This window comes from Streptomyces sp. NPDC050703, from assembly GCF_040654435.1.
GTDB lineage: Bacteria > Actinomycetota > Actinomycetes > Streptomycetales > Streptomycetaceae > Streptomyces.
In genome coordinates, this window is sequence record NZ_JBFAHX010000002.1 from 167,507 (window position 1) to 184,222 (window position 16,716).

Sequence of the window (16,716 nt, forward strand, 5' to 3'; positions counted from 1 at the left end):
CCGTTCCCGGGGAATCCGTGTGCGATCGATCACAGGGGCGATTTTTTCGCCATCTACTCTCCGTGATCACGAAAGTCGCCGGAAAGCCGGGAAAATCCGGGTTTTCGGGGGTCTTGATCACGGGAAGTACACGGGGTGGCGCCCGTGAGTGCGACATTCGGACCGTGTACGGTCCCCATCGCCATCCAACCCATCGCCTCTTCAGAGGTGCGGTTGGGTGTCGATTGAGTAACAGACCTTGATGTGAGGCAAAATCTCCGCCTCGGGTCGGGCACAAGTCCGGCTCCTCACGCGTTACGTGCGCTGAGACACCGCAGACACCCAGAGGGGGAGAGCGACAATGGCAACGGACTACGACACCCCACGCAAGACCGACGATGATGTCAACGAGGACAGCATCGAGGAACTGAAGGCGCGGCGGAACGACAAGTCGACCTCGGCCGTCGACGTCGACGAATTCGAGGCCGCCGAGGGCCTTGAGCTGCCCGGCGCGGACCTTTCCAACGAGGAGCTCGCCGTGCGCGTGCTCCCGAAGCAGCAGGACGAGTTCACCTGCATGAGCTGCTTCCTGGTCCACCACCGCAGCCAGCTGGCCCGCGAGAAGAACGGCCAGCCGATCTGCCGCGACTGCGACTGAGGCGGGGTCGGCCAATGACTGGCTCGACCCCGTCCAGGAAGCGCCGCTTCCGCAGGCGTGGAGCGGACGAAGCCGGCGCCACGGGCGACGGCGTGCGTGACGACGGGCGAGGCTCTTCCCCCACAGGATCAGCCTCGCTCGAACCGGCGGACGCCCTCACCTCGGTGCCGGACCGGACGGCGGACGACAAGGGAACCGAGGTCGCCCGGAGAGCCGGGGCCAAGGGCCGTGTTGCCGCCGTCGCGGGCGGGATGAGAGAAGGCGTGCGCAAGGGCGGGCGCGGCGCCAAGGCCGCCATCGGCCATCTCGCCGACCGGATCATCGACATCGCCCCCCGGGTCCCGGTCCGCGACCTGGCGACCCTCCGCAAGCAGTTCCCCGGCCTCGGCCCCGAGCAGCTCGCGGACAAACTGATCGCCGGTGCGGCCAACGCCTCGTCCACCGTGGGCGCGGGTGTGGGCGCGGCGGCGATGCTCCCCGTACCGCCCGCGATGCCCGCCGAACTCGCGGCGGAGATCACCGGCGTGGCCGCCATCGAACTGAAGCTGATCGCCGAGCTGCACGAGGTCTACGGACGGCGCCCCGAGGGCAGCCTCGCCCAGCGCAGCACGGCCTATCTGACCGCGTGGACGCAGGAGCGCGGCGTCGACGTGGCCAAGCCCTCGACGCTCAACGCGGCCCTGGGCGGCCAGGTCAAGCGCGAGCTGCGCCAGCAGATCATGAAGCGGATGGTCCGGAACCTGCCGAACCTCATGCCCTTCATGGTGGGCGCCGCCGTCGGGGCGGTCATGAACCGCCGGGACACCAAGAAGCTGGCCGCGCGGGTCCGTGCGGACCTGCGGAAGACCCAGGTGCCGTGGGACTCCCTGCGGGAGCTGCCCCCTCTCGAAGCCCCCGCGAACGCGCTGCCGCCCGGACGGTTCCCCGGGGAGCCCGGAGCCTGACGGCCCCCGCGGGGCCGCTGCTCAGGCGGCGTTGTTCCGCACCGACTCCAGGGCCTCCGCCAGGGCCTCGGGGTGCCGGGTGGAGATGTAGGCGTACGGCGTCGGGTCGTCCGGGTCGGTGATGTTCACGCGCAGGGCCGTCGGGATGTACGCGCGCAGCAGCATGAAGGCGCGCGGATCGGCCTTGTACGTGCGCCAGGCGCGGGTCTCCTCGTCCTTCAGGACCTCGGCGTCACCCAGCGCCGACACCGGGATCTTCGCGTCGCCCGCGACCAGCGAGCCCGCCACCACGCGGACCCGCACCGAGCCGTACGCACTGGTGACGACCGCCGCCACGGCCGTCCCGCCGACCAGCCCCGCGAGGAGCGGCAGCGTGCCGAACGGCAGCAGGACCAGGGCCATCGCGACACCCACCAGGACCGAGGCGAGCCACCAGGAGCGGGGTGCGGTCAGGCGTTCTTCGTAAGGCTGCATGGAACCAAGCTTGGCACGGTGCGCCGACCGGCTGACGCGGAGGTAAGGTCTGCGCCTGTGAGTGGTACATCTGCAGCTCTGAAGCCCCCGGCCGAGGCCATAGCGCCCGTACGCCATCCTGACGCGCCCGCACCCGGCGAGCTGATCGGGGCCCACTACGAACACTGTTTCGGATGTGGGGGAGGGCAGGAGCACGGCCTGCACCTGGCGGCGCGCGCCGGGGAGGGCGTGGCGATCACCGCCGAGTTCACCGTGCGCGACGCGCACCAGGGCGCCCCGGGGCTCGCCCACGGCGGCATCCTCGCCACCGCGCTCGACGAGACGCTCGGCTCGCTGAACTGGCTGCTGCGGGTGATCGCCGTGACCGGCCGCCTGGAGACCGACTTCGTACGGCCCGTGCCGCTGGGCACCGTGCTGTACCTGGAGGCCGAGGTCATCGCCGTCGCCGGCCGCAAGATCTACTCGACCGCCACCGGCCGGATCGGCGGCCCCGAAGGGCCCGTGGCGGTCCGTGCCGACGCCCTCTTCATCGAGGTGAAGGTCGACCACTTCATCGACAACGGCCGCCAGGAGGAGATCCGGGCGGCCATGAACGACCCGGACCAGATCCGGCGCTCCCGCGCCTTCGAGGTGAACCCGTGACGTCCCTTGCCCCCGACGACGGCCCGAGCGGGCTGGACGTGCTCATCAGGCGCGTCGACCCCGACGTCCCGCTGCCGGCGTACGCGCGGCCCGGCGACGCGGGTGCCGATCTGCGGACGACCGAGCCCTGCGAACTCGCGCCCGGTGAGCGGGTCGTCCTGCCCACCGGGGTGTCCATCGCGCTCCCCGAGGGGTACGCGGCCTTCGTGCACCCCCGTTCGGGGCTCGCCGCACGCTGTGGTGTCGCTCTGGTGAATGCCCCGGGGACGGTGGATGCCGGGTACCGTGGAGAGATCAAGGTGATCGTGGTGAATCTCGACCCGCGCGACAGCGTGCGGTTCGAGCGCTTCGACCGGATTGCCCAACTGGTGGTCCAGCGGGTCGAGAAGGTGCGCTTCCAGGAGGTGGCGGAGCTTCCCGTGTCGGCACGGGCCGAGGGGGGCTTCGGGTCCACCGGCGGCCATGCCGCCGTGGACGCCGGCTCGGGCGAGCGTACGGGCGTGGGTCCGCGCGAGAGTGCGGGCGGGCAAACGGGTGGGAATCGATACGCATCGGTCGTATCCGACCGGGAAGGACAGTGACGTGTTCGGACGTCGCAAGAAGGACAGTGCCGCCGAGGACGCGGCGGGCGCGGACGAGCAGGTCGTCGACAGCGTGGCCGACGACTCGGCCGACGCCGCGCGCACGCGCGTGAGGCTCGAACCCGAGCCCCGTCCCGACGGTCCCTGGGACGTCTCCGAGGTCCGTGAGCCCGGCGAGGGCCGCGTGGACCTCGGCGGACTCTTCGTGCCGGGGGTCGAGGGCATGGAGCTGCGGGTGGAGGTCGCGGGCGACGCGATCGTCGCGGCCACCGTCGTGCTCCAGGACAGCGCCATCCAGCTCCAGGGCTTCGCCGCCCCGAAGAAGGAGGGCATCTGGGGCGAGGTCCGCGAGGAGATCGCCACCGGCATCACCCAGCAGGGTGGTGTCATCGACGAGGTCGAGGGCCCCCTCGGCTGGGAGCTGCGCGCCCAGGTCCCGGTGCAGCTGCCGGACGGCACGGGCGGCGTGCAGGTCGTGCGCTTCATCGGCGTCGACGGCCCGCGCTGGTTCCTGCGCGGGGTGATCTCCGGACAGGGCGCGGTGCAGCCGCAGGCCGCCGGGCTCCTTGAGCAGATCTTCCGGGACACCGTCGTCGTGCGCGGCGAGGGCCCGATGGCGCCGCGCGACCCGATCGTCCTGAAGCTGCCCGACGACGCGCAGATGGTCGCGGAGGGCGTCAAGGAGGAGCAGCAGGAGGGTTCCCGCTTCTCCGGCGGCATGGGCCAGCTCCAGCGCGGCCCCGAGATCACCGAGGTGCGCTGACCCCTCACCCGCTGCCTTCGCGACGCGAAGACAGGGGGCCGGCCGCCCTTCCTGTGGCCCGCGACGATCCGGTGTGTCCGGACCGTTGCGGGCCACAGGCGTGTCCGCCCATACTGTGCCGGGCTCGCACCGGGGGGCGACCGTGGCGTTGAGGGGAAGAGGGGCACCCGCGGCGGTGCGGGGGAGCCTGCGGCACGGGCTCGTCCTGGGAGCCGCCGGGCTCGCGGTGCTGCTCGCGGCCACCGTGCTCGCCGCCCTCGCGGCCCTCGCGGAGAAGTCCGTCGAGGGCGCGGTGCAGCGTCGGCTCGCCGCCGACAGGGACGCCGTCGTGGAGATCGCGGGACCCTACCGCCGGGGCGCCGACCGCGACCTCGACCGGGCCGCCCGCGCCGCCCTGGCCCGTACCTACGGCGACGCGCCCCAGCACACCTGGCCGGCCCTGCGCGCCCCCGCCGCCCGCAACGACGAGCTCGCCGTCACCGAGGCCGCGGGCCATCCGCGCCAGGACGCCACGCTCTCCGTCGTCGCCCCCGAAGGCGTACGGCGACACGCCTCGCTCGTGGCGGGGCGGTGGCCGCGCCCGCGCCCGGGGGCGGTCGAGACCGCGCTGACCGAGGCGGCCGCCGCCGAACTCGCCGTACGGCCCGGTGACGCGCTCACCGTACGGGGAGCGGACGCGCGGCTCGTACGGCTGAGGGTCGTCGGCCTCTACGCCGCGAAGGAGCGGGCGCCCGCCGTATGGGCCTCCCTGAGCAGCACGTTCGGGGTGCCCGGCACGATCGCGGTGGTGCCGCGCCGGGCGTTCGCCGGACAGCCGGGCCTCGCCGGGGACGCGACGGCGCTCTGGCTCGGGGTGCCCGACACGGGCGGGCTGCGGCTCGGGGAGATCGAGGCGCTGCGGGAGCGGGCCGGGCGGTTCGCGGGCAGTGACGCCTCGCTCTCGGTCCTCGCGGGACGGAGCGCGGGCGAGGGGGCCGACCGGGTCGACGGCAAGGACCTCACCGTCTCCGCGGGGCTGCGCAGGGCACTCGACCGGCTCACCACGCCGATCGCCGTGGCCCGCACGGGCCTCTACGTCCCCGCGACGCTCCTCGCCGCCCTCGCCGTGGCCGCGCTCGCCCTCACCGCGCGGCAGCTCGCCGAACACCGGCGCCCCGAGCTGGCGCTGCTCGCCGCGCGCGGGGCGGGCACCCGGCGGCTCCTGCTCTCCACGGCCGCCCTGTGGGCCTGCGCCGCCGTGCCCGCCGCGGTGGCCGCACCGTTCCTCGCGGGGCCGCTCCTGCGGGGGCTCGCGGCGGCCGGGCTCGTCGAGGGCGAGGTGCCGGGGACGGCGGCCACCGGCCTCGGTTGGGCGGCGGCGTCGGCCGCCCTCCTCGTGCACGGGGCCGCGGTGCTGCTGCCGACGGCCCGGACGGTGCGCGACCGGCGGGCGGTGGCGCGGCTGCGGCTGCGGGTCGCGCGGTTCGCGGGGGCCCAGCGGCTCGGCGCGGACCTGGCGCTCGCCGCGGTCGCCGTCCTGGGCTGGCTGCAACTGCGCCAGTACCGGTCGCCCGTGACCGGCGGCGACGGCGTCGACCCCGTCCTCGTGCTCGCCCCCGTCGCGATGACCGTGGCGGCGGCACTGCTCGCCCTGCGGTTCCTGCCGCTCGTCGCCCGCGTCATCGATCCCCTCGCGCGGCGGAGCAGCGGCCTCGTCCTGCCGCTCGGCGGCTGGCAGATCGGGCGGCGCGCGGCACGGCACGCGGGTCCTGCGCTGGTGGTGACGCTCGCCCTCGCCGTCGCGGCGCTCAGCAGCACGGCGCTGACCATCCTCGACCGGGGCGACCGCGACCAGGCCGCCTTCCGGGTCGGCGCCGACCTGCGCGTCGAACCGGGCGAGGGGACACCGGCCGGCGAGCGGCGCGCCCGGTACGAGGCGCTGCCGGGTGCCGAGGCCGTCACGCCCGTGATCACCTCCGAGGGGTACGTCGGGCAGGACGCGGTGGCCGTCACGGCCGTCAACACGCGGCGCGGTCCCCTGCCCGCCCTCCGCGGCGATCTCGCGGACGCGCCCGTGGCGGAGCTGATGGAGCGGCTGGGGCGGGGAGTTCCTGCGCATGGACTTCCGGTGCGGCTGCCGAAGGGCGGCGCGGTGCGGGAGGTGCCCCTGCGGGTGCGGATGTCCGCCACCGGCCGCGGCGAGGCGGTGCCCGTACGGCTCACCGTCTTCTACGAGGACGCCGACGGGCTCGCGCGGTCCGGCTCCGTGCGGATCGAGGAGGGCGGGGCCAGGGCCGTGCCGCTGCGGGTCGCGGTGCGCGGGGCGTCCCTGCGGGTGCTCCAGGTCGAGCTGAGCATGGTCGGCGAGCGCGTCCGGCGGACCTACCGGGTCACGGTCGACCGGGTGCCGGGGCTGCGGACGCCCGCGCGGTGGCGGGACCTGCGGGCCGACGCCCCCGACCGGGCCGTCGCCGGGTGCCCCGGGGTGGAGCGGCGTCCTCCGGGCCGGCGGGCCGCCGAGGGGGACGCGCCGGGACCCGTGCTCTGCCGGGACAGGGCGGCGGCCGGCACGCTCATCGACGCCGTGCTGCGGGGGCCCGACGGGCGGCTCACCCACCCCCCGTGGGGCGTGCGGCTCGGCACCGACCGGGCGAAGGGGCGGCCCGCGGCGCCCGTCCTCGCGGATGACCTGCTGCTGCGTTCGGGCGCTGTGCGGGTCGGCGACACGGTGACCGTGCGGCGCAGTACCGGCGGGAGCGCGCGGGTCCGCGTCGTCGGGCGGATCGCCGGGGTGCCGGGGGAGCCGCGCGACCGGCCGCGGCTGCTCGCGGACTCCCGGTGGATGGCGGCGCAGTGGGCGTTCGGCGGGGCGCTGCCCGGTGCCGACGGTGCCTGGTGGGTGGGGGTGCGGGGCGCCGACGCGCGCCCGGCGCTCGCAGCCGTGCGGGCGGAACCGCGGCTCGGCCGGGCCGTCGACGTGCCGCGGGCGCGGGACGCCCTGGCGGCCGATCCGCTGCGGCGGGGGGCCCGGGGCGCGCTGACGCTGTGCCTGGTCCTCGCCCCTGCCTTCGCGGTCATCGCGTTCGCCCTGCATACGGTCGTCTCGGCGCGGGGCAGGGAACGGGAGTTCGCCCTGCTGCGGGCGCTGGGGGTGCGGCGGCGGGAGCTCGCGGCATGTCTGTGGGTGGAGCAGGTCGGTCTCGCCGGGGTCGCGGCGACCCTGGGCACCCTGCTCGGAGCGGGTCTCGCGGCCCTGGTCATGCCGGTGGTGACGGTGGACGCCGGCGGGCGGCCCGTCTTTCCCTCGCTGGTGGTGGAGGTGCCGTGGGGCCGCGTGGGACTCACGGGAGTGGTCACGGCGGGGGTGATCTGCGGGGTGGTGGCCGTGGCGGCACGGGTGCTCGGCCGGGTGGACCTGGCGCGGGTGCTGCGGGCGGGGGACGGGGGGTGAGCCGCGTGGGCGGTCCCGCGGGATCTCACGCGGTGCGGGGAGCCGCGCGGCCTCGCGGCGCACCGGGCCCGGCGGGGGCGTGCGGACGCCGGGGGCGCCGCCATGCGTGAGTGGACGCGGGACGCGCCCCTCGCCGTGGGCTTCGCCGTGCTGGTCGCGGTCCTCGTGGCGATCGGTGCGGGCGGGGGCGGGGCTCTCGACCGGCTCGGGGGAGAGGCCCTGCGGGAGCGGTTCGCGCAGGTCCAGCGGGCCGCGCCCGGGATCGTGCACAGCACGCGGTTCGACCCCGAGGACCCCCGGGCGGGGAGCGCGGACGAGGACTTCGGGGAAGTGCTCGGACGGTACGGGGCGGCCGTGGAGAACGCCTCGCCCAAGGCCCTGGGCGGCGGGCTCGTGCTCGACGCCACGCGGGTCGTGCTGCCCACCGTCCGCGGCGACGCTTCGGAGGGCGCAGTCGGCCTCTCCCTGGTGTACGCCTCCGACGCTCCGGAGTCCGCCGGGTACGTGGCCGGGCGCGCGCCCCGGGCGCGGGGGAACGTGGTGGAGCTCGCGGTGTCCACGCGTACGCGTGACGCGCTCGGACTGCGGGTCGGACAGCGGTTCCGGCTCGGGGACGGGGCCCTGAAGGACGTCGACTCCGTGGCACGGGTCTCGGGGGTCTTCCGGGCCGACGGCGAGCGGCGGCTCTGGAACGAACAGCCCCTGCTGGTCCGCCCGCTGCGCGCGCCGGGCGCCTCGAACGCCGGGGCGCTGGTCGCTGCCCGTGGCGTCGAGGTGCTGCAGAGGCAGGCCGGCGCCGAGCTGACCGTCGACTGGAACATGCGTCTGACGCCCGCGGACGAGGTCGCCGACCGGTTCGTGAGCGCCGAAGGGCAGCGGGAGTTCCAGCGGATCATGACCCGCTACCCGCCCTCCGCGCGTCAGGCGTTCTGCGGTGCCGAAGGGGCGTACGGGGGCAAGTTGTGCGCTCTCGGGAACCATCTGGCCACGGAGCTGGAGACCGTCACCGCACTGCCGGACACCATGGAGGAGTTCTTCCGGCAATGGGGCCAGGCCCGTGTGGTGATCTCGTTCGCCTGGGCCTCGCTGCTCGGGGTCGGGTTCGCCGCCCTGGTCGTGACGGCCCTGTCGGTGGTGCGGCGCGGGCTCGAAGGGGACCGGCTGCGGCGGGCGCGCGGCGCGTCGGCCGCGGGGATCGCCGCACGGCGTGCCCTGTGGAGCGCGCCCGCCGTCCTGGCCGGGTTCGGCGGCGGCTGCGCCCTCGCCGGAGCGGTGACCGGGATCTCCCCCTCGTACGAGGGCGGGCTCGCCGTCGCCCTGCTGTGTTCGGTGCCGCTGCCCCTGCTGACCTGGGCGGCCCTGCGGGACGCGGCCCTGCTGCGGGGGCGCGCGGGGCGCACGGGGCGGCGGCTGGTCGGCGAGGCCGCGGTGCTGCTGCTCGCCGCGGGCGGCGTGTTCGCGCTGCGGGCGCGCGGGACCGGGGGGAGCGCGGGCCCCGATCCGCTGGTCGCCGCCGTCCCCGCGCTGCTCGGGGTCGCCACCGTGGTCCTGCTGGTGCGGTGCTACCCCTGGCCGGTGCGGGCCGCGGCGCGGTGGTCGGCCGCGGGGCGCGGCGTCGTCCCCCTCGTCGCGCTGTCCCGTGCGGCCAAGGAGGCTCCCGCGCGTGGGCTCGCGCTGCTCGTCCTCGTGGTGACGCTCGCCGGAGCCGTCTTCGGCGGGCTCGTGTCGGGGACCTTGCTCGAAGGGCGGCGGGCGGCCGCCGCCTGGCACGTCGGCGCCGACGCGTCGTTCCTCGGGGCGGGCCGCGACCCCGCCATGGCCGAGCGGCTGGCACGCGCGCGTGGGGTGCGGGAGACGGCCGCGGTGCGGCAGCTGCGGGTCGACCCCCTGAGCGGGACCGACGGCGGACGGTACGGCATCTCCAGCCTGGTCGGGGTGGACACGGACGCCCTGCGGGACGCGGGCGCGGGCTCCGCCGCCGCCCGCGCGTTGGCCGACGCCGGGCTCGACGGGGGCGGCGGGGGCGGGGACATCCGCGTGCTGGCCTCCGAGGGGCGGGCCGGCGAACTGCTGACCTTCACCCGGCACGGCAAGGAGAAGCGGATACGGATCGTGGGGGCGCTGCCCGACGACGTGGCGCGTGACCCCGCCCTCGGCCCCGTACGCGGTGCCACCGAGGCCCGGCAGCATCTGCTGCTCGCGGACTCCGGCGACCTGAAGGGGTTCGCCGCGTCCGACTTCGAGGAGGCCGCGCTGCTGCTCTTCGGGGACCGGCTCGACACCGCCGAGCTGCGGTCCCTCGTACCGCGAGCGGCGCCGGGAGCGGCCACCGGGGAGCTGCGCGTCCTCGCCGAGGAGCGGGCCGGGGCGGCGGACGACGGGCTCGTCGCCGCCGTGGACTCCGCCCACGCCGGCTGCACCGCCCTCGCCGTCGTGCTCGCGCTGCTCGCCCTGGTCATCGATCTGTCGCTGGCGGCGCCTTCGCGCGGGCGCGTCGCCTCGTACCTGCGGACGCTCGGGCTCGGCGGCCGTGCCGCATCCGCGCTGCATCTGCTGCAACTGCTGCCCATGGTGTGCGCGGCCGTCGTGGGCGGTGTCGCGCTCGGGCTCGCCCTGCCCGCGCTGCTGGGGCCCGTGGTCGACCTGCGGGAGTTCACCGGAGGTCCCGTCGTGCCGGAGCGGCACGTCGATGTGTTCTTCGTCGCCGCCCTCGGTGCGGGGATCTGCGTCCTGGTCGCCGCGGCGGTCGCCGTGGAGAGCCGGATCGGGCGCGGGCGGCGGCTTGGTGCCGTCCTGCGGCTCGGGAGAAGTGATGACTGACGACGCCGTGAACGAGCTGGCCGGTCTTGAGGCGCGGGCCCGTGCCCGGAACCGTCCCGCGGACGATGACGGGCTCGTCGTCTGCGACAACCTCGTGCGGGTCTACCGGACGGACGGGGTGGAGGTGCAGGCGCTGCAAGGGCTCGACCTCGTCGTGGCGGAGGGCGAGTGCGTCGCGCTGGTCGGCGCCTCGGGGTCGGGGAAGTCCACGCTCCTGTCGATCCTGTCCGGGCTCGACCTGCCCACCGCGGGCCGCGCGAGGGTCGCCGGGCACGATCTGCTCGCCATGGGGCGCAAGGAGCGCCTGGGGTACCGGAGGCGGACCGTCGGCTTCGTGTGGCAGCAGACCGCGCGGAACCTGCTGCCCCACCTGACCGCGCTGGAGAACGTGGCGCTGCCCATGCGGTACGCGTGCGTGCCGCGCCGTGCCCGGCACGGGAGGGCCGCCGGACTGCTCGATGTGCTCGGCGTCGCCCACTGCCGCGACCGGCGGCCCGGCGAGCTGTCCGGGGGCGAGCAGCAGCGCGTCGCCGTCGCGGTCGCCACGGCGAACTCCCCGCGCGTCCTGCTCGCCGACGAGCCGACCGGTGAACTCGACACGGCGGGCGGCGAGGAGGTCTTCGCGGCACTCCGCCGCGCGAACGAGGAGCTGGGCGCGACCGTTCTCGTCGTCACCCATGACCCCCTCGTCTCCGGGCAGGTGCGCCGCACGGTCCGTATCCGCGACGGGCGCACCTCCACGGAGACGCTGCGCGAAGCGGGCGGCGGCGGCGAGGAGTTCACCGTCCTCGACCGGGCGGGCCGCCTGCAGCTGCCGGGCGACTTCGTGGAGCGGTACGGGCTGCGGGGGCGCGTGCGGCTCACCGCGGAGACCGGCCACGTGGGCATCTGGCCCGACACGGCCGCGGCGCCGGGCGAGCGGACGGGGCCCCGGACGCGATCACCGCGTACGCCACCGCCACCGCCCCCGCCCGGGAAGTCCTGACGCCCGCCGGCGACCGAGCCGGCCGGGTCCTTGTCGGCCGCGCGCCCGGACGGTGATACTGGCGCCCGGCCGACCGGGGGGTGTGGTGCGGGTGGCAGAGGCCATGGTCGTCGTCGAGGATCTCCACCGGACCCACGGCAGCGGTGCCGCCGCCGTGCACGCGCTGCGCGGCGTCTCCCTCACGGTGCCGCGCGGCGAACTCGTCGCCCTCAAGGGCCGCTCGGGCTCCGGCAAGACGACGCTGCTGAACCTGGTCGGCGGGCTCGACACCCCGGACCGGGGGACGGTCGCCGTCGACGGCGTGGAGCTGGCGGGTCTGGGGGAGAGCGGCCTCCTGGAACTGCGCAGGGACCGTTTGGGGTTCGTGTTCCAGTCCTTCGGCCTCATCCCCGTCCTCACCGCGGCCGAGAACGTCGGCGTCCCCCTGCGGCTGCGCAGGACCGACCCACGCGCGCGTGAGGAACGCGTCGCCCGGCTGCTCGCCCTCGTCGGCCTCGCGGACCACGCCGCCCAGCGGCCGGGCGAACTCTCCGGGGGACAGCAGCAGCGCGTCGCCATCGCACGGGCCCTCGCCAACGAACCCGCCCTGCTCATCGCCGACGAACCCACCGGGCAGCTCGACGCCGAGACCGGCCACGCCGTGATGGAGCTGCTGCGCGCGGTCGTGCGCAGCCAGGGCGTCACGGCCCTGGTCGCCACGCACGACGCGGCCCTGCTCGACCTCGCCGACCGGGTCCTCGAACTGCGTGACGGCACGGTCGTCCAGCACTGAGCCGCCCCGCCGACGCGTCACCGCGCGCGGCGGGCGCCGGGCGTATCAGGGTTGTGTCAAGGGTCGCCCCCCGGCGGCCCCACGTCCGCAATGTCGGGATCGGTGGCCGTAGGGTCGGCTCTGCGTACACAGCGGTTCCAGGAAGACAATGAGGCCATGGCACGCGGCAAGCTTCGGATATACCTCGGCGCGGCACCGGGCGTCGGCAAGACGTACGCCATGCTCTCCGAGGCGCACCGCCGCGTGGAGCGGGGCACCGACTGCGTGGTCGGCTTCGTGGAGCACCACGACCGGCCGCGCACCGAGGTCATGCTGCACGGCCTGGAGGAGGTCCCCCGCGACCGCCTGGAGCACCGCGGCACCACCTTCACCGAGATGGACGTCGACGCCGTCCTGGCGCGCGCCCCCGCCGTCGCCCTGGTCGACGAGCTCGCCCACACCAACGTCCCCGGCTCGCGCAACGCCAAGCGCTGGCAGGACGTGGAGGAACTGCTCGCCGCCGGCATCGACGTCGTGTCCACCGTCAACATCCAGCATCTGGAGTCGCTCGGCGACGTCGTCGAGTCGATCACCGGGGTGCGCCAGCGCGAGACCGTGCCGGACGAGGTGGTGCGCCGCGCCGACCAGATCGAGCTGGTCGACATGTCGCCCCAGGCGCTGCGCCGCCGCATGGCGCACGGCAACATCTACAAGCCCGACCGGATCGACGCCTCCCTCTCGAACTACTTCAGGCCCGGCAACCTGACGGCTCTGCGCGAGCTGGCGCTGCTCTGGGTCGCCGACCGCGTCGACGAGTACCTCCAGCAGTACCGGGGCGAGCACAACATCCGCTCCACCTGGCAGGCCCGCGAGCGCATCGTCGTCGGGCTGACCGGCGGCCCCGAGGGCCGCACGCTGATCAGGCGCGCGTCCCGCATGGCCGCCAAGGGCTCGGGCAGCGAGATCCTCGCCGTCTACATAGCCCGCAGCGACGGTCTGACGGCCGCCTCGCCCAAGGAACTCACCGTCCAGCGCACCCTGGTCGAGGACCTGGGCGGCACCTTCCACCACGTCATCGGCGACGACATACCGGCCGCGCTGCTCGACTTCGCCCGCGGCGTCAACGCCACCCAGATCGTCCTCGGCTCCTCGCGCCGCAAGACCTGGCAGTACGTCTTCGGGCCCGGCGTCGGCGCGACCGTCGCCCGCGAGTCCGGGCCCGACCTCGACGTGCACATCGTCACGCACGGCGAGGTCGCCAAGGGCCGCGGCCTGCCCGTCGCCCGCGGCGCGCGCCTCGGCAGGGCCCGGATCATCTGGGGCTGGCTGGTCGGCACCGCGGGACCGGTGCTCCTGACGGTGCTGCTCACCCATGTCGACGCCGACCTCGGCCTCGCCAACGACATGCTGCTCTTCCTGACGCTGACGGTGGCTGCCGCACTGCTCGGCGGGCTGCTCCCGGCGCTGGCGGCGGCGGCCTCCGGCTCGCTGCTCCTCAACTACTACTTCACGCCGCCCCTGCACCTGTGGACGGTCTCCAACAACAAGAACATCGTCGCCATCGCCGTCTTCGTGGGCGTCGCCGTCTCGGTCGCCTCCGTCGTGGACCTGGCCGCCCGGCGCACCCACCAGGCGGCCAGACTGCGCGCGGAGTCGGAGATACTGTCCTTCCTCGCGGGCAGCGTCCTGCGCGGCGAGACCAGCCTGGACGCCCTCCTCGACCGGGTCCGCGAGACGTTCGCCATGGACTCGGTGGCCCTCCTGGAGCGGGCGGGCGACACCGACCCCTGGACCTGCGCGGGCAGCGCGGGCGAGGGCCGTCCCTCGGCGCGCCCCGAGGACGCCGACGTGGACGTGCCGGTCGGCGACCACATGGCGCTCGCCCTGACCGGACGGGTCCTGCCCGCGGCCGACCGCCGCGTCCTCGCCGCGTTCGCCGCGCAGGCGGCCGTCGTCCTGGACCGCCAGCGCCTGCAGTCCGAGGCCGACAGGGCCCGCGCGCTCGCCGAGGGCAACCGCATCCGCACCGCGCTGCTCGCCGCCGTCAGCCACGATCTGCGTACGCCTCTCGCGGGCATCAAGGCGGCCGTGTCCTCGCTCCGCTCCGACGACGTCGAGTGGTCCGACGAGGACGAGGCCGAGCTGCTCGCGGGCATCGAGGACGGCGCCGACCGGCTGGAGCACCTGGTGGGCAACCTGCTCGACATGTCACGCCTGCAGACCGGCACCGTGACCCCGCTGATCAGGGAGATCGACCTCGACGAGGTCGTCCCCATGGCGCTCGGCGGCGTCCCCGACGGCAGCGCCGAGCTGGACGTCCCCGAGACGCTGCCGATGGTGGCCGTCGACAAGGGCCTCCTGGAGCGGGCGGTGGCCAACGTCGTCGAGAACGCCGTCAAGTACGCCCCCGCGGGGCAGCCCGTCAAGGTCTCCGCGAGCGCCCTCGGCGAGCGCGTGGAGGTCCGCGTGGTGGACCGCGGCCCCGGGGTACCCGACGCCGCCAAGGACCGCATCTTCGCCCCCTTCCAGCGCTATGGTGACGCCCCGCGCGGCTCCGGCGTGGGCCTCGGCCTGGCCGTCGCCCGCGGCTTCGCCGAGGCCATGGGCGGCACCCTCACCGCCGAGGACACCCCCGGCGGCGGCCTGACCATGGTCCTTACGCTGCGGGCGGCGGCCGGCCGGCCACCCGCCCGCCCCGATCTCTCCGCGCGGGTCACCTCGTGACCCCGAACCAGAAGCACGAAAGGCAGGCCGGCATGACCCGGGTGCTCGTGGTCGACGACGAGCCGCAGATCGTCCGCGCGCTCGTGATCAACCTGAAGGCGCGCAAGTACGAGGTGGACTCGGCCCCCGACGGCGCGACGGCGCTCCAGGTGGCCGCCGCCCGCCACCCCGACGTGGTCGTGCTCGACCTCGGTCTGCCCGACATGGACGGCGTCGAGGTCATCAGGGGCCTGCGCGGCTGGACCCGGGTGCCGATCCTGGTCCTCTCCGCGCGGCACAGCTCCGACGAGAAGGTCGAGGCGCTGGACGCGGGCGCCGACGACTACGTGACCAAGCCGTTCGGCATGGACGAGCTGCTGGCCCGGCTCCGCGCCGCCGTCCGCAGGGCCGAGCCCACCGGTCCCGGCGAGGACGACGTGCTCGTGGACACCGAGGACTTCTCCGTCGACCTGGCCGCCAAGAAGGTGAACAGGAACGGCCGTGACGTCCGCCTGACCCCCACGGAGTGGCACCTCCTGGAGGTCCTGGTGCGCAACACCGGCCGCCTGGTCAGCCAGAAGCAGCTGCTCCAGGAGGTGTGGGGACCCTCGTACGGCACGGAGACCAACTACCTCCGCGTCTACATGGCGCAGCTCCGGCGCAAGCTGGAGGCCGACCCCGCGCACCCGCGCCACTTCATCACCGAACCGGGGATGGGGTACCGGTTCGAGAGGTGACCGAGCGGGCATGAGCACAGATGAGCGCACCGCTTCCCCCGGTGTCGGCACCCCCCGGTACGCTTTCTGTATGAGTGCTGCCCCAGGTTCCGAAAAGCCGGCAGGCCGTTTCCGGCGCATGCTCGACCGGCTGTCCTCCTCGCAGGAGGACCTGGAGTCGGAGGAGCTGCGGGAGGACGCCGAGACCGCGGGCTGTGTGCGCATCGGCGACTGTCACGACCGCCAGATAGTCACCGTTACTGGTACCTTGCGCACGGTCACCCTGCGGCCGCGCGCCGGGGTCCCCGCGCTGGAGGCCGAGCTGTTCGACGGCTCGGCGGCGCTGGACGTGGTGTGGCTCGGCAGGCGCTCCATCGTGGGGATCGAGCCGGGGCGCAGACTGATCGCGTCGGGCCGGATCTCGATGAGCCGGGGCCGCCGGGTGCTGTTCAACCCCAAGTACGAACTCAGACCGCTCGGACGGGAGTAGCCGGTGACGTCCCTCGACGACAAGCCGAAGGACCAGGAGAACGGCCAACGGGACGCGGGCCACAGGGCCGTGACCGAAGCAGCGCTCTTCGAGGCCTTCGGCGGCGTGCGGGGCATGGTGGAGACGGTCGTCCCCGGCCTGCTCTTCGTCACCATCTTCACGGTCAACAAGGACCTGCACATGTCGGCCATCGCGGCCCTCGCGGTGTCCCTGGTGCTCGTCGTGGTCCGCCTGGTCATGAAGGACACCGTCAAGCACGCCTTCAGCGGCGTCTTCGGGGTCGCCTTCGGCGTGGTCTTCGCGATGATGACCGGCAACGCCAAGGACTTCTACCTGCCGGGCATGCTCTACACCCTGGGCCTCGCCCTGGCCTACCTCATCACGACCCTCGCGGGCGTCCCCCTGATCGGCCTCATCCTCGGCCCGGTCTTCAAGGAGAACCTCTCCTGGCGCACCCGCAACCCCGGCCGCAAGAAGGCGTACGCGAAGGCCAGCTATGCCTGGGGCCTCATCCTGCTCGCCAAGTGCGCGATCCTCTTCCCGCTGTACTGGTGGGGCGACACGACGCAGTTCGGCTGGGTCCTCGTCGCCCTGAAGATCCCGCCGTTCCTGCTCGCCGTCTACCTCACCTGGGTCTTCCTGGCGAAGGCCCCGCCGCCGATCGACGTCTTCGCCGAGATGGAGGCCGCCGAGAAGGCGGAGGAGGAGCGCAGGGCGGAGCGCGAGCGGGAGCGCCGCGAAACCTGATTCCTCGTCCGTACGTAGATGGGGGGCGCCCGG

14 protein-coding genes are annotated in these 16,716 nt (G+C 74.7%); 13 read left to right on the plus strand and 1 reads right to left on the minus strand.

Going from position 1 to position 16,716, the window contains the following annotated elements:
* Positions 1 to 340 precede the first annotated feature (340 nt).
* Positions 341 to 637, plus strand: a complete 297-nt coding sequence (locus tag AB0I16_RS02390) for a DUF4193 domain-containing protein (protein WP_055544889.1) — start codon at positions 341 to 343, stop codon at positions 635 to 637.
* Positions 638 to 651: 14 nt separating this feature from the next.
* Positions 652 to 1,581, plus strand: a complete 930-nt coding sequence (locus AB0I16_RS02395; RefSeq protein ID WP_363247417.1) for a hypothetical protein — start codon at positions 652 to 654, stop codon at positions 1,579 to 1,581.
* Between the two features lie 21 nt (positions 1,582 to 1,602).
* On the opposite strand, the gene AB0I16_RS02400 is transcribed toward AB0I16_RS02395, so the two are convergent.
* Positions 1,603 to 2,055 carry a DUF3093 domain-containing protein gene (locus AB0I16_RS02400; RefSeq protein ID WP_363247418.1) on the minus strand — a complete coding sequence of 151 codons (453 nt, stop codon included), beginning with the start codon at positions 2,053 to 2,055 and terminating at the stop codon, positions 1,603 to 1,605.
* A 57-nt stretch (positions 2,056 to 2,112) separates the two neighbouring features.
* Between AB0I16_RS02400 and AB0I16_RS02405 the strand changes: the two genes are divergently transcribed.
* The 11 genes from AB0I16_RS02405 to AB0I16_RS02455 all read left to right on the plus strand — a co-directional run bounded on the left by AB0I16_RS02405 (position 2,113) and on the right by AB0I16_RS02455 (position 16,683).
* A complete protein-coding gene (locus tag AB0I16_RS02405; RefSeq protein WP_363247419.1) occupies positions 2,113 to 2,697 on the plus strand; it encodes a PaaI family thioesterase in 585 nt (194 codons plus the stop codon).
* A gap of 32 nt (positions 2,698 to 2,729) precedes the next feature.
* Positions 2,730 to 3,278 carry a dUTP diphosphatase gene (gene dut / locus AB0I16_RS02410; RefSeq protein WP_363247565.1) on the plus strand — a complete coding sequence of 183 codons (549 nt, stop codon included), beginning with the start codon at positions 2,730 to 2,732 and terminating at the stop codon, positions 3,276 to 3,278.
* Between the two features lies 1 nt (position 3,279).
* Complete coding sequence (locus AB0I16_RS02415) at positions 3,280 to 4,041, plus strand: DUF3710 domain-containing protein (RefSeq protein ID WP_062780085.1); 762 nt, start codon at positions 3,280 to 3,282, stop codon at positions 4,039 to 4,041.
* Between the two features lie 175 nt (positions 4,042 to 4,216).
* Complete coding sequence (locus AB0I16_RS02420; protein WP_363247420.1) at positions 4,217 to 7,471, plus strand: ABC transporter permease; 3,255 nt, start codon at positions 4,217 to 4,219, stop codon at positions 7,469 to 7,471.
* 102 nt (positions 7,472 to 7,573) lie between these two features.
* Positions 7,574 to 10,291, plus strand: coding sequence for a hypothetical protein (locus AB0I16_RS02425; RefSeq protein ID WP_363247421.1), 2,718 nt, complete (start codon positions 7,574 to 7,576; stop codon positions 10,289 to 10,291).
* The gene (locus AB0I16_RS02430) at positions 10,284 to 11,276 is read left to right on the plus strand and encodes an ABC transporter ATP-binding protein (protein ID WP_363247422.1); all 993 of its coding nucleotides are present in this window, start codon (positions 10,284 to 10,286) and stop codon (positions 11,274 to 11,276) included. The genes AB0I16_RS02425 and AB0I16_RS02430 overlap by 8 nt, the downstream gene beginning before the upstream one ends.
* Positions 11,277 to 11,379: 103 nt before the next feature.
* A complete protein-coding gene (locus AB0I16_RS02435; protein ID WP_363247566.1) occupies positions 11,380 to 12,048 on the plus strand; it encodes an ABC transporter ATP-binding protein in 669 nt (222 codons plus the stop codon).
* Positions 12,049 to 12,204: 156 nt separating this feature from the next.
* Positions 12,205 to 14,751 carry an ATP-binding protein gene (locus AB0I16_RS02440; protein WP_363247423.1) on the plus strand — a complete coding sequence of 849 codons (2,547 nt, stop codon included), beginning with the start codon at positions 12,205 to 12,207 and terminating at the stop codon, positions 14,749 to 14,751.
* A gap of 32 nt (positions 14,752 to 14,783) precedes the next feature.
* A complete protein-coding gene (locus tag AB0I16_RS02445) occupies positions 14,784 to 15,467 on the plus strand; it encodes a response regulator (protein ID WP_363247424.1) in 684 nt (227 codons plus the stop codon).
* A 70-nt stretch (positions 15,468 to 15,537) separates the two neighbouring features.
* A complete protein-coding gene (locus AB0I16_RS02450; protein ID WP_363247425.1) occupies positions 15,538 to 15,936 on the plus strand; it encodes an OB-fold nucleic acid binding domain-containing protein in 399 nt (132 codons plus the stop codon).
* 3 nt (positions 15,937 to 15,939) lie between these two features.
* The gene (locus AB0I16_RS02455; protein WP_363247426.1) at positions 15,940 to 16,683 is read left to right on the plus strand and encodes a DUF3159 domain-containing protein; all 744 of its coding nucleotides are present in this window, start codon (positions 15,940 to 15,942) and stop codon (positions 16,681 to 16,683) included.
* The last annotated feature ends 33 nt before the right edge of the window (positions 16,684 to 16,716 follow it).

What these genes read in the sequence shown, in the direction of transcription:
- AB0I16_RS02390 (WP_055544889.1), top strand. Translation starts at nt 341, where the DNA reads ATGGCAACGGACTACGACACCCCACGCAAGACCGACGATGATGTCAAC.
- AB0I16_RS02395 (WP_363247417.1), top strand. Translation starts at nt 652, where the DNA reads ATGACTGGCTCGACCCCGTCCAGGAAGCGCCGCTTCCGCAGGCGTGGA.
- AB0I16_RS02400 (WP_363247418.1), bottom strand. Translation starts at nt 2,055, where the DNA reads ATGCAGCCTTACGAAGAACGCCTGACCGCACCCCGCTCCTGGTGGCTC.
- AB0I16_RS02425 (WP_363247421.1), top strand. Translation starts at nt 7,574, where the DNA reads ATGCGTGAGTGGACGCGGGACGCGCCCCTCGCCGTGGGCTTCGCCGTG.
- AB0I16_RS02430 (WP_363247422.1), top strand. Translation starts at nt 10,284, where the DNA reads ATGACTGACGACGCCGTGAACGAGCTGGCCGGTCTTGAGGCGCGGGCC.
- AB0I16_RS02435 (WP_363247566.1), top strand. Translation starts at nt 11,380, where the DNA reads ATGGTCGTCGTCGAGGATCTCCACCGGACCCACGGCAGCGGTGCCGCC.
- AB0I16_RS02440 (WP_363247423.1), top strand. Translation starts at nt 12,205, where the DNA reads ATGGCACGCGGCAAGCTTCGGATATACCTCGGCGCGGCACCGGGCGTC.
- AB0I16_RS02445 (WP_363247424.1), top strand. Translation starts at nt 14,784, where the DNA reads ATGACCCGGGTGCTCGTGGTCGACGACGAGCCGCAGATCGTCCGCGCG.
- AB0I16_RS02450 (WP_363247425.1), top strand. Translation starts at nt 15,538, where the DNA reads ATGAGTGCTGCCCCAGGTTCCGAAAAGCCGGCAGGCCGTTTCCGGCGC.